Below are 12,954 nucleotides of genomic sequence, written 5' to 3'. Positions count from 1 at the left end.
CTTTAGTTATATATAAAGCCCGCCTCTTCCACTATACTAATAAATTCATTTTCACTTACCATTCTTTTTACTAACTCTAATATTGCATTACTACTTTTAATACCATTTTGTTCTACTAAAATATTAAATTCACTTAACCAAAAACCAAGTCCCTCTTCATCCGCTTCTCTTCCCACTACAGTTTTATATAATGCCTTTATCTTTTCTATAGACATACTATAATTTGAATTAAATTCATCTGAACTTACCATTTCATTTATAAAGTCCACAGCCGTAATAGTTCCACTACTTAATCTTCCAAACCAATATTTAAATCCTGTATGATCAGGTTTTCTCCCTAACCCATTTAAATAAGCATCATAAACAAATTTGTTATTCGCTTTCTTTGGTAGTGAAGTTATAACATTATCAAAATTAAATTCATATTTTCTACCGATATCATCTGTAAATGTAATTTCAACATTATGATAAACCTGATCGGGAACAAGATTTAATATTACTATCTTATCCTCTTTTATTTCAACACTAACATCTTCTAAATTACAAAATACATTACTATACTTGCTTGGAAGCCCTGGTACACTTACCTCAAAAGTATCTTCAAAATATCTATTTATTATAGCATGTACATTTGTATTAAAAAACAAACTAACAAATAAAACTATAACTGTAAATGAAGCCAAAAATTTATATACTTTCATTATCATTTGCTCCTCATATGACTTTATAAATTATAAAAAATTTGCAGTAATAGTGATTTATTACTGCAATAAATTTATTATCTATTTCCTAAAATCAACTATCTTATCTTGTAATTCATCATAAAATACTTCGTTATTCAAAAATTCGTTATTACAAAAACTCTTAATATTATTTAAAGAAACTAATGCAATATTTGTTAATGCTTCTTCTGTTAAATAAGCTTGATGTGAAAAAAGTATAACATTCTCAAGTGATAAAAGCTCCTTTAACATTTCATCATCAATGCCTGTTTCTGAACAATCATTAAAGAAATAATTTTTCTCATTCTCATAAACATCTAAAGCTGCACCATAAACTTTTCCAGATTTTATCGCATCAATTAATGCTTTCGTATCAATTAACATTCCTCTAGCTGTATTTACAATTATAACTCTATCTTTCATCTTAGATATTGAATCCTTATTTATCATGTGTGCATTATCACTAGTTAATGGACAATGTAAAGAAATAATATCACTTTCCTTATAGATAGTATCCAAATCAACATATTTAAATCCTAGCTTACTCTCCAATTCATAATTTGGATACAAATCATATGCTAATATTTTCATGCCTATGCCTGATAAAATTTTCATAAATTCTTGTGCAATCTTACCAGTTCCAATTATACCAACAGTTCTATTGAATAAATCAAATCCTACCAATCCTTCAAGAGAAAAATTGTAATTTTTAGTTTTATTAATAGCCTTATTAATTTTCCTTGTTAAAGTAAGTATCATACCAATTGATATTTCTGCAATTGAATTTGGTGAATATGCAGGAACTCTAACTACAGTTATTTTATTTTTTGCATATTTAATATCCACTCCATTATATCCTGCACATCTTAGAACAATTAACTTAATTCCGAATTCATGTAATTTATCAATAACTTCTTTATCAACAACATCATTAACAAATATACAAACTGCATCAAATCCATTCGCTAAATGACATGTTTCAAATGTAAGTTTCTTATCCTCATAAACAATATCAACATTATATTCTCTAGAATACATATCAAAATATTCCTTATCATAAGGTTTTGCATCAAATAATATTAACTTCATAATTACCCTCCTTATTACTACTTTCTAAGTTCAGCTCCTAATTTCAATTTAAGATCATTTAAGATCATTTCTATTAACTTATTTATTTCTTTATCATTTAAAGTTTTTCTAATATCTCTAAATATTATACTATAAGATACACTTTTTTTCCCCTCAGGAATTTGCGATCCTCTATAAATATCGAATATATCTAGACTTTCTAAAATACTTCCCGATTTTGATTTTATAATTTTTTCTATATCCTGAACTAATACATTTTCATCCACAACTATGCTTAAATCAAAAGTTACACTTGGATATTTCGGAATTTGCTTATACTTTTTATCAAATTTATATAGGTTAAATACCTTATCTAAATATATTTCACATATAAAAAATTCTACTTTAGTATCATAATTTTTCATCACGTATGGATGAATCGCTCCAAATTTTCCTAAAATATTTTTTCCCAAGACTATTCTTGCTGACTTACCCGGATGATAAAAAGTTTCCCCTTCTCTCTCAAGCATAAAAGTTATACCAATATGTTTAAATAATGCCTCGACAACTCCTTTAAGAGTAAAATAATCAAATTTTTTACCATACATACCAATAGTTAAAACATTATTTTCTAAAATATTTCCATCTCTGCCTTTACTATAAGTTTTTCCTATATCAAATATGCAAGCTTCACTATTTGAATATGAATTATTTCTACATAGTGCTTCAATCATTGATGGAATCATAGTTGTTCTCATAACACTATAATCTTCACCCAATGGATTTCTTATACTAATTACATTTCTTAATTCACTATCTTTATCCAAATTCATCTTATCAAAAGATTTTGGACTATAAAATGAATAACTTATCGATTGACTAAATCCTAGAGATACCATCAAATTTAAAATATTATCAATAAACTTTTGTTTTTTAGTTTTTCCAATTTCCTGTAAAGCATTTAATAAATCTTCCTCTTCAATTCGATTATATCCATAAATTCTTGCAATTTCCTCAGCCAAATCCTCTTTAATAAACACATCACGTCTAAATGTAGGAGGTGTTACTATTAAAATTCCATTTTCCTCTTTTACTTCCATATCTAAATTTTTAAATATTTTTATAATATCGAATTTAGATATTGACGTTCCTAAAAATTTATTTATATATTCTGGTGTAACTTCTATATTAACCTTCTCATAACTCTCATTGATAATATCTATAGTTCCATTTACTATATCCCCATATGACAATTCTTCAAACAAACTACAAAACCTATCTAAAGCAACAATAGTTAAATTATCATCTATCCCTTTTTCAAATCTTAAAGAACTTTCAGATCTTAAATTTAATTTTCTTGATGCTCTACGTATAACATCAAATTTAAAATTTGCACTCTCAAGTATAATCTTCTTAGTATTATGATTGACTTTAGAGTACTCCCCTCCCATAATTCCACCTAAGGCTAATGCACCTTTAGAATCCTTTATACAAATTATAGAATTATCAAGTTCTCTATCTACTCCATCAAGAGTAGTAATTTTATCACCATTTGAACTATATTCAACTACAATTTTTGAATCTCTAACAAGGTCATAATCAAATGCATGCATTGGTTGACCTATCTCAAGCATTACATAATTTGTCAAATCTACAATATTATTTATTGGTCTAATACCTGATGAAATCAATCTATCTTGTATAAATTTAGGAGAATCGCAAATCTTTACATTTTCAATAACCCTAGCAGAATATCTTCTACAATCTTTTGTTTGAACATCAACCTTTAAAATATCGTTAATATTTTTATCCCCACTACACCTAAACTCTAAATTTGGATTTTTAAAATCAACATCATATACAGCTTTAATTTCTCTTGCTATTCCCATAACTCCTAAACAATCTGGACGATTTGACGTTATTTCAAACTCAATAATATCTTCTCCTGAATCTAAAACATCAACTATATTTTTCCCAATCGGAACATCTTTCAAAATCATAAGACCATCAGCATGATCACAAAGTCCTAATTCTTCTTCAGAACACATCATTCCCTGAGATTCAACCCCACGCAATTTCCCTTTTTTAATTTTAAGTCCCCCTGCCAAAACTGCTCCATGTAATGCAACAGGTACAATATCCCCTTCTTTCATATTTTTTGCACCAGTAACTATTTGAACATACTCATCTCCAATATTAACCTTACATACAACAAGCTTTTCAGCATCTGGATGAGGCTTAATTTCCTCAATAAACCCAGTAACAACATTCTTAACTTCAATTTTATTTGACTCTACGTTTTCAACCTTTGTTCCACTAATAGTTAACTTATCACATACATCATTTAACTCTAAATCTTCATTAAAATACTCTTTAATCCATTCAAATGAAACCCTCATTAATATCCTCCCATAAATTAAAATTGAGATAAAAATTTTAAATTACTTTCATATAAAAGTCTTATATCCTCAATTCCATACTTGAGCATCACCATTCTATCTATACCAAAACCAAAAGCAAAGCCACTATACTCTTCAGGATCTATATCACATCTTCTTAAAACATCAGGATGTACCATACCACAACCTAATATTTCAATATAACCGCTATTTTTACAAATAGAGCAACCAATTCCTTTACAAGCAAAACAACTAACATCCATCTCAGCAGAAGGCTCTGTAAATGGAAAATGATGTGCTCTAAACTTAGTTTTTATTTCCGAACCAAACATAAGCTTTATAAACTTATTTAGAGTAAACTTAAGATGAGCCATATTAATATTTTTATCTACAACAAGTCCCTCCATCTGATAAAATATTGGAGAATGCGTCGCATCTAACTCATCTGATCTATAAACACGTCCAGGTGCAATAATCTTTATAGGTGGCTTTTTATTTTCCATCGTTCTAATTTGTATAGTAGAAGTATGTGTTCTCAAAACATGATCATCATCTATATAAAAAGTATCTTGCTCACTTCTAGCTGGATGATCTTTAAAAATATTTAAAGCCTCAAAATTATAATATTCAGTGTCAATATCCGGGCCTTCCTCAATCACAAATCCCATATTTAGAAATATTTCTTGTATTTCATCTAAAACAATCTGAATTGGATTTTTATGACCAAGAGATATTTTTTTACCTGGCAAAGTAATATCAATTACTTCTTCCTTTAATTTTTTCTCCATTTCAAAATTCTTAATTTTTTCAAAAGTTTCCGAAAATTTTGCTTCCATCTTCTTCTTTATCTTATTTATAATTTTCCCAGTAGAAATTTTCTCTTCATTAGACAAATTCTTCATATTTTTCAATACATTTGATAACTCACTTTTTTTCCCTAAATACCTAACTCTTAATTCTTCAAATTTACATATTGAATCAACACTTCTAAGTTGATCAATTACAGAATTAAGTAGCTGTTCTAATTTCTCTTTCAAAATCCTCATCCTTCCAATAAAAAATAAAAAACTCCTTGATTAGTTAAAATCAAGGAATATATCAATCAAGTTTATATATCTAATTGTCTAACACGCTCAAAGGCAATAATGCTAAGTGCTTGAGCAACGTTTAAAGATTCAAGATCATTACACATAGGAATACGAACTTTAATATGAGGAAAATTCTTAACCTCATCGGAAATACCATTCCCCTCATTTCCAATAGCTAAAATAATCTTACCTTTTAAATCTACATGATAATAATTATTATCACTATAAGCATCAGCTATAACAAGCTTAAAATCATTTTCTATAAACTCATTTAATTCTAAATAGCTCTCTATAAAATTAATATTTATCTTAAAAATAGAACCCATTGTTGATCTTAAAACTTTATCATTATATATATCAACACTTCCTTTTATTAATATAATGCCTAAAGCATTAACAGCAACAGCAGTCCTAATTATAGTTCCTAAATTCCCTGGATCTTGAATTTTATCAATTAAAAAGTATATTCCTTCATTAAAATCAAATTTTTTAAAAGTATCCCTAATTTTTAAACATGCAATTATCCCCTGAGTTTTTTCTGTTTGCTTGACCTTTTCAAATAACTCATCTGAAAAAACTATAACATTAAATAAGCCATCTTTAAAATTAAATCTATCAATTATATAATCCTTCTTCGACTCAGAAATTATTACATAATTTATCTCACAGTTATTTTTAATAGCTTCTTCCACAAATCTTATTCCTTCTATAAGATACAACTTACTTTTATATCTGTTCTTCCGAACTTTTAAACTCATGATTTCTTTAAAAAGTTTATTTTCTAAACTACTTATATAATTCAAATTTTTAATCCTCTTTTTGAACAAAAGTAAATTTGTTTTGTATTTTACACAACCTATCATCTCTACCTAAAAGTATTAATAGATCGTGTTCTTTAATTTTTGTATTTGCATTTATATTAACATCCATTTCATATTCTGGATATTTCTTAATGCCTATTAATATTACTTCATGTTTTGCTCTAATATCAATTTCCCCTATAGTTTTATTAATCCATTCCTTTGGTGCAGTAAATTCAGCAATTGAAGATCCCTTAGATATTTCTATGTAGTCGAATAAACTTTGGAATTTTAAACTATTTGCAAGTCTAAATCCCATCTCTTGCTCCGGCAATACAACTCTTCTAGCCCCTATCTTCTTTAAAAGCTTTCCATGTAGTTCTCCTTGTCCCTTACATATAATATCTGATATGCCTGCATCTTTTACAAGTAAAGTTACAAGCAAACTTTCTTGTATACTGCCTCCAATTGCAATTATAGCTGTATCATAATCTGAAATGTTAACACTAAATAATGATTTTTCATCTGTAGCATCAAGTGCTAAAGCATGAGTAACCTCAGTAGAAATTTCTTCAATCTTTTCTATATCTTTATCTATTGCTAACACATCATAACCCGCTCTATAAAGACTAGTCGCAACACTAAAACCAAATCTCCCAATACCTATTACAACAAATTGTTTTTTTCTCACAGAAACATCCCCTTAAAAAATTTATCCAACCGTAATTTTAACCTCTGGATATTTTATAGCATTACTTTTCTTAGGTCCATCGTGCGTATTTGTAAATGCAAAAATTAACGTCAAAGTTCCCACTCTTCCTAAATACATAGCCAAAATAAGTAATATTTTACCTATACTATTCAATTCAGGAGTCAAACCAAAACTCAAACCAACAGTATTAAATGCTGAAAAAACTTCAAATACTATAGATCTAAACGACGCTCCTTTATCAGCTATAGAAATTAATATAACAAATGTACTTATGAAAAACAAAGCAACAAATGTCAAGATAAAAGCTTTATTTATTGTTTTAGAGGGGATTTCCTTCCCTAATACGATAGTTCTATTTTTATTTCTCATATAATGATATATCGTTAATATTATAACACCAACTGTGCTTGTTTTTATCCCTCCAGCCGTAGATCCTGGAGAACCTCCAATTAACATAAGAATACACGTCAAAAATACTGTTCCAGATCTAATATTCGCCAAATCTATTGAATTAAATCCTGCAGTTCTAGGTGATACTGATGAAAAAAAACTATTAAGTATCTTTTCACCCAAACTCATATTCTGAAAAGTTAATGGATTATCATACTCAAATATAAAATATAAAAGTGCTCCCACTATTATTAAAAACAATGTTACAATTAAAACAATCTTAGTCGTTACAGATATTTTTCTTGTATATCTGTAATTTATAAATTCAGTTATTATACTAAAACCTATACCACCCAAAATTATTAAAATCATACAAACAATAAGAACATAAGCATTGTTATAATAAGAAGTTAGACTGGAAAAATTTCCAAAAATATCAAATCCCGCATTACAAAATGCAGATATAGATGTAAATAAACTTACATACAATCCATGAGATAAACCATACTTAGGTACAAATACAAAACTAAAAAGAATCATACCAAGCAATTCAGTAACCATAACAAATATAATTACATACCTCATCATGCGTGACATTCCTTGTAATTCATCTACATTCAAAGCCTCTTTCATCAAAAGACTCGTATATAAAGAAATCTTATTTCCATATTTAAGAACTCCAAATGTAGTAAACGACATTATACCAAGTCCACCAATTTGAATTAATAACAAAATTATAGTTGTTCCAAACGAACTCCAATATGTACCAGTATCTAAAATTACAAGCCCAGTTACAGAAGTAGCTGAAGTAGCTGTAAATAACGCATCTAAGTAATTAGTTGAAATTCCAGAATTGTTTGATATAGGTAAACTCAATAAAAAACTACCAATTATTATTACAACTACAAAAAATAATGCTAATATTTGTACAGGATATAGCTTCCTAAAACTTTTCAATTTAATCCTCACATATTTAAAATTATAAAAATAAATGCGACAAAAAAAGTCGCATTTATTTGTTTAAACTTTCTTTAGCAATTTTTACAAGTTCAGCAAAAGCAGCTTTATCGTTTATAGCCATTTCTGATAACATTTTTCTGTTTATGTTAACATTAGCATTCTTTAATCCGAATATAAATCTTGAATAACTTAATCCATGCTCTCTAACACCAGCATTTATTCTTGTTATCCAAAGTTTTCTAAAATCACGCTTTCTTAATCTTCTTCCTACATAAGAATTCCATAAAGCACGAATAACTGTTTCATTAGCAGTTTTAAATAACTTTGACTTCGCTCCATAGTAACCTTTAGCTAATTTCAAAACTTTTTTATGATTTTTACGTGCATTAACAGCTCTTTTAACTCTAGCCATTTACTCCTACCTCCAATTTTTAAACATATGGTAATAATTTTTTCATAGTCTTTAATTGCGTAACTGAAACATACCCAACTTTTCTTAAATTTCTCTTTCTCTTTGCAGATTTCTTAGTAAGAATATGTTGTTTAAAAGCACGTGCTCTTTTCAAATTTCCAGTTCCTGTAACCCTAAATCTTTTTGCAATAGCTTTCTTAGTTTTCATTTTTGGCATCTCAAAATACCTCCTATAATCATTAATATTTCTTATTTCTTTGGAGACATAATTAAGCTCATGTTTCTACCTTCTAATTTGGCTTTTTTATCTGGAGCTCCATATTCTTTTAATATCTCAATAAAATTATCTAATATCTTTTCTCCTATGTAACTATAGTCTGCTTCTCTTCCTCTAAATCTTACGGTAATCTTTACTTTATCTCCACTTTTTAAAAACTTCTTAGCATTATTAGCTTTTATATTGATATCATGTTCTTCTATAGACGGACTAACTCTTATCTCTTTAATATTTATAGTCTTTTGATTTTTCCTCGCTTCTTTTTGTCTTTTAGACAATTCATAAACATGCTTACCATAATCCATTATCCTAGATACTGGTGGATTCGCAGTCGGTGAAATAACTACTAAATCTAATTCTCTATCCTCTGCAATTTTCAACGCATCCCTTGCTTGCATAATTCCAAGCTGAGAACCATCACTATCTATAACCCTCAACTCTTTAAATTTAATTTCACCATTAATTTGAACATCCTTTGCTATATTAGCCACCTCCAAATACTTTACAAATTTAAAAATCAATCTACCTTAAAAATAAAAAAAAGGACGGAATAACATACACCGCCCTCTAAATAAACAAACCTAATAACATTGGATACAAAAAACCCAACGATGAATATAAAACTTCAGGTTACCTAGGTAGTAAAAACCCCAAGGTGAGAAACGGTAGTCTCTTCTTAAATCTGACATAATTATAAAACATTTTTATATATTTGTAAATAATTTATTTTATTAATTTGTTAGCAAGTTCTACACAATCTATACATCCACAACAAAACTCAACTTTATCTTCAAAAACTTGTTTTATAGTTTCAATTATTTCTACATTCACACTATTCTTTGCTCCATGAATAACTATTCTATTTGGAGAATTAGTTATAAGTCCGCTTATTAGTAAATCATCTTTATTAACCATCGTGGAAGACATACTAAAATCATTTATATCATCTAAAAATAATTCGTATATATCATTATGCTTACCATCTAATATAGTGTAATTTCCTAATTTATTTATTATAATATTTACTTCCTCAATTTTGGTTTCTTGCACATCTACAAAATATTTGAGAAGTTTTATAAATTCATTATATTCCTTCTCAACCATATATCGTTCCACAACTCTATCCACAATCATTTCAAAATCATTCAATAGTTCTCTCAATCTAAATCTAACAAATCCATTTATATTTATCTCATTATTTTCACTTATACATTCAATTATTTTATTCATTATATCTTGTTTTTTCTCAAAACAAAATGAATCATTTTCCTTGCTAAAACTATCATCTCCAAGTATACTTATTATTTTTTCTTTAACATCTGAAATCTCATCATATTTAATAAAAAAATATGAATTATCAAAAAAATAATCTATCTCCTTATTAATAAAAATCTCTATTGCAAAGTTATAAATTCCCTTAGCTATAACATTTATAACTTTTTCGTTCAATTTATCTATATATTTTAAGGGATCACATTCAATATCTATAAAACTCATATTATGATATTCTTTAATCGATGTTCTCAAAGAAGTACACTCTCTTTCAATACTTCCCAACTCATCTTTTATATCATTTAATATTTTTTCTTTTCCCTCATAAACTACTCTGACTAATACCAAGTATATCACTCCCTTCGCATCACCGTACATTATATGTTGATTTTTATATTAAATATACAAATTTAAATTTACTAATTTAATATTACTCATTAATTTATAATTTAAAACACATTTTATGATAATTTTTATTTAAATTAAATAATTTTTTATTATTTTTGAACTCCAATTCATACCGTTTTAGTTATTTCAATTATTTAGCTTTTGTATTCAAAAATTTTAGATTTCCTATTTAAAAATTCTTTTTTCCGGATCAACTCTTTCCCCATTTACATATATTTCAAAATGTAGGTGTGGTCCTGTACTCAACCCTGTATTCCCAACTTTTCCAATAACATCTCCTTGATCAACTTCCTCACCCTTTTTTACCAAAACTTTACTTAGATGTCCATAAAAAGTCTGTATATTATTACCATGATTTATTATAACTACATTGCCGTATACATTACTGTACCATCCTGAAAAAACCACTTCACCGCCCAAAGAAGCCTTTACTTTCTCACCCAGTGGAGCTGCAATATCAAGTCCTGTATGGCTGCTTTCTTTTCCTGTCACAGGATGTATTCTCTTTCCAAACCTCGATGTTATCTTACCATTAACAGGCTTTAAATATCTTCCATACTTTACTTTTTTCTTCGCTTCTTTATTATTTTTATTAAGTTCTTCCATATAATTTTTTAATTCATTTTGTAATTTAACATTATCCTCTTGTATTCTTATAATTTCTTGTTGAATTTGTTTTTTATCTTCAGATAAGCTTTCATATTGTTCATTGAGTTGAACATTTAACTCGTTTATATCATTCAATTGCTTTTGTTTTTCATCTTTTTGATATTCCATATTTTTCAAATTATCATTATTTTCAGATATGGTTTTATTTACAAGCTTTATCTTCTCTTCAATTAATGCTTTTAAGAATTTAATATTTTCATTTTTTACATTTATTTGTTCAATATTATTTGCAAATTTTTCAATTGCAATTCTATCTATTTCCAAAAATTTATTCATACTTAAAATTTTATCAAAGCAATCTATGACATTCTCTGATGTATAAAATATCCTAATTAAATTATTTGTATATGTATCTATATTTTTGTATAAATTTCTCAGTCTATTATCAATAACCTGTTTAAACTTTTTTATATCTTCTTCGTATTTTTGAATTTCAAGCAAATTTTTGTGAACTACATCTTCAAGTTCATTTATTTCATTATTTAAATTTTCTATATTTTTGTTTGCATCATAAATATTTTGTTCAGTTAACTCTATTTGCTTATTATATTCTTCTACAATTCTTTGTTTTTTATCAATTTCTTGGCTCAATTCTAAAAGTTTCTTCTGTATTAAATCCATTTCAGTGTTAAATTTAACGTCTGACTCATATAATTCTCTAATTTTTTTATTATTTTTGTTTATCTCTTGTTTAAAAGTGTCTTCTGAAGCACCAAATAAATTTAAGCACATACAAAATATAATAAATTTTATCAGTATATTTTTAAATTTAAACATAAATTTACTCCATAAATTATCATTTAGTAAATTTTTATTATATACACAATATAATTTTTTTATTTAAAGCTATAAACATTTTAAAAATATACACGATATTATTAATTGTACAGAGGTACATTTTAAACTTTTCAATTACTTAATCATAATATAACACTCCGTTTTCCCTATTTTTAAACCGATATATTTAATATATCGGTTTTTTTCGTTTAAATATTTATTTATAGTAAAATACTAATTGAGTATTAAATCAATATTTACAGGAGGCAAAAATGAACTTATTAAATAAAAAGATTGGAGATATACTAAATAATTTCCCAAGCTCTAAAAATTTTTTTGATAAATATAAAATTGATTTTTGCTGTGGGGGTCAAAAGAAATTAAAAGATGCTTTAATAGAACTAAATATCAATAATGACAAAGTTTTAGATGAGCTTTATAATGAAATTAAACACACAAAAATAAATGACTCACACAAAGATGAAATATTAAAATCAATAGATATTTCATCAAAACCATCAAATGAAATAATAAACTTCATAATAAATCATTTTCACGAAGGTTTACTTAGAGACCTACCAGAAATAAACAAACTTATGTTAAAAATAATGAGAGTACATATCAATAAACATAAAGAACTGTTTTGGAAAATACACGAATTGGTTGGAAAAATTCAAGTATTAATGGATTCTCATCTCATACTCGAAGAAGAAAATATTTTTAAAGCTATGATTTCATTGGAATCGAATCAAATTAATAGAGAAAGTCAAGAATACAAAATTATGATATCTTCAATAAACGAATCAATAAATGAACATTCAATTGTTGGACCATGTTTAAAGGAACTTTCAGATGCTACAAACAACTACACTCCACCACAAGATGCATGCAATACTGTAAAAAAAGTATATAGTGATCTCAAAAAACTTCAAGATCACTTGATCGCCCATACTCAACTTGAAAACAATGTTTTATTCCCAAGATTTTATGAGTAAATAAT

Annotated in this window: 13 protein-coding genes; 1 reads left to right on the top strand and 12 read right to left on the bottom strand. The window is 26.9% G+C overall.

The genetic code is table 11. The annotated features are described in order from the left end of the window. Window positions 1-2: 2 nt before the first annotated feature. From RATSFB_RS02185 to RATSFB_RS02130, 12 genes are all read right to left on the bottom strand, one after another. Window positions 3-701, bottom strand: a complete 699-nt coding sequence (locus RATSFB_RS02185; protein ID WP_014094416.1) for a DUF4214 domain-containing protein — start codon at window positions 699-701, stop codon at window positions 3-5. A gap of 81 nt (window positions 702-782) precedes the next feature. Continuing rightward, window positions 783-1,811 (bottom strand): 2-hydroxyacid dehydrogenase, encoded by a 1,029-nt coding sequence (locus RATSFB_RS02180; protein ID WP_014094415.1) that lies wholly within the window; start codon window positions 1,809-1,811, stop codon window positions 783-785. A gap of 17 nt (window positions 1,812-1,828) precedes the next feature. Beyond that, on the bottom strand, window positions 1,829-4,189 hold the full coding sequence (pheT, locus tag RATSFB_RS02175) for a phenylalanine--tRNA ligase subunit beta (RefSeq protein ID WP_014094414.1): 2,361 nt from the start codon (window positions 4,187-4,189) through the stop codon (window positions 1,829-1,831). Between the two features lie 17 nt (window positions 4,190-4,206). Then, window positions 4,207-5,226, bottom strand: coding sequence for a phenylalanine--tRNA ligase subunit alpha (pheS, locus tag RATSFB_RS02170; RefSeq protein WP_044035507.1), 1,020 nt, complete (start codon window positions 5,224-5,226; stop codon window positions 4,207-4,209). 71 nt (window positions 5,227-5,297) lie between these two features. Further along, entirely contained in the window at window positions 5,298-6,080 is a 783-nt protein-coding gene (locus RATSFB_RS02165; protein ID WP_014094412.1) for a TrmH family RNA methyltransferase, read from the bottom strand. A 4-nt stretch (window positions 6,081-6,084) separates the two neighbouring features. After that, entirely contained in the window at window positions 6,085-6,768 is a 684-nt protein-coding gene (locus RATSFB_RS02160) for a potassium channel family protein (RefSeq protein WP_014094411.1), read from the bottom strand. Between the two features lie 21 nt (window positions 6,769-6,789). Next, the gene (locus RATSFB_RS02155) at window positions 6,790-8,148 is read right to left on the bottom strand and encodes a TrkH family potassium uptake protein (RefSeq protein ID WP_014094410.1); all 1,359 of its coding nucleotides are present in this window, start codon (window positions 8,146-8,148) and stop codon (window positions 6,790-6,792) included. Between the two features lie 43 nt (window positions 8,149-8,191). Continuing rightward, complete coding sequence (gene rplT, locus RATSFB_RS02150) at window positions 8,192-8,551, bottom strand: 50S ribosomal protein L20 (protein WP_014094409.1); 360 nt, start codon at window positions 8,549-8,551, stop codon at window positions 8,192-8,194. Window positions 8,552-8,570: 19 nt separating this feature from the next. Further along, entirely contained in the window at window positions 8,571-8,768 is a 198-nt protein-coding gene (rpmI, locus tag RATSFB_RS02145; RefSeq protein WP_014094408.1) for a 50S ribosomal protein L35, read from the bottom strand. Window positions 8,769-8,800: 32 nt separating this feature from the next. After that, window positions 8,801-9,319, bottom strand: coding sequence for a translation initiation factor IF-3 (gene infC, locus RATSFB_RS02140; protein WP_014094407.1), 519 nt, complete (start codon window positions 9,317-9,319; stop codon window positions 8,801-8,803). A 232-nt stretch (window positions 9,320-9,551) separates the two neighbouring features. Further along, window positions 9,552-10,457, bottom strand: a complete 906-nt coding sequence (gene ytxC, locus RATSFB_RS02135) for a putative sporulation protein YtxC (RefSeq protein ID WP_014094406.1) — start codon at window positions 10,455-10,457, stop codon at window positions 9,552-9,554. A 216-nt stretch (window positions 10,458-10,673) separates the two neighbouring features. Then, a complete protein-coding gene (locus RATSFB_RS02130; protein ID WP_014094405.1) occupies window positions 10,674-11,954 on the bottom strand; it encodes a M23 family metallopeptidase in 1,281 nt (426 codons plus the stop codon). Window positions 11,955-12,226: 272 nt separating this feature from the next. On the opposite strand from RATSFB_RS02130, the gene RATSFB_RS02125 reads away from it, so the two are divergent. After that, complete coding sequence (locus RATSFB_RS02125; RefSeq protein ID WP_014094404.1) at window positions 12,227-12,949, top strand: DUF542 domain-containing protein; 723 nt, start codon at window positions 12,227-12,229, stop codon at window positions 12,947-12,949. Window positions 12,950-12,954: the final 5 nt, after the last annotated feature.

Source organism: Candidatus Arthromitus sp. SFB-rat-Yit (genome assembly GCF_000283555.1).
Classification (GTDB): domain Bacteria; phylum Bacillota; class Clostridia; order Clostridiales; family Clostridiaceae; genus Dwaynesavagella.
This window is presented reverse-complemented; position numbering and strand designations above follow the sequence as displayed.

Coding starts and splice junctions, on each gene's coding strand:
- RATSFB_RS02125 (WP_014094404.1), top strand. CDS start 12,227: ATGAACTTATTAAATAAAAAGATTGGAGATATACTAAATAATTTCCCA.
- RATSFB_RS02180 (WP_014094415.1), bottom strand. CDS start 1,811: ATGAAGTTAATATTATTTGATGCAAAACCTTATGATAAGGAATATTTT.
- RATSFB_RS02130 (WP_014094405.1), bottom strand. CDS start 11,954: ATGTTTAAATTTAAAAATATACTGATAAAATTTATTATATTTTGTATG.
- rpmI (WP_014094408.1), bottom strand. CDS start 8,768: ATGCCAAAAATGAAAACTAAGAAAGCTATTGCAAAAAGATTTAGGGTT.
- RATSFB_RS02185 (WP_014094416.1), bottom strand. CDS start 701: ATGAAAGTATATAAATTTTTGGCTTCATTTACAGTTATAGTTTTATTT.
- rplT (WP_014094409.1), bottom strand. CDS start 8,551: ATGGCTAGAGTTAAAAGAGCTGTTAATGCACGTAAAAATCATAAAAAA.
- pheT (WP_014094414.1), bottom strand. CDS start 4,189: ATGAGGGTTTCATTTGAATGGATTAAAGAGTATTTTAATGAAGATTTA.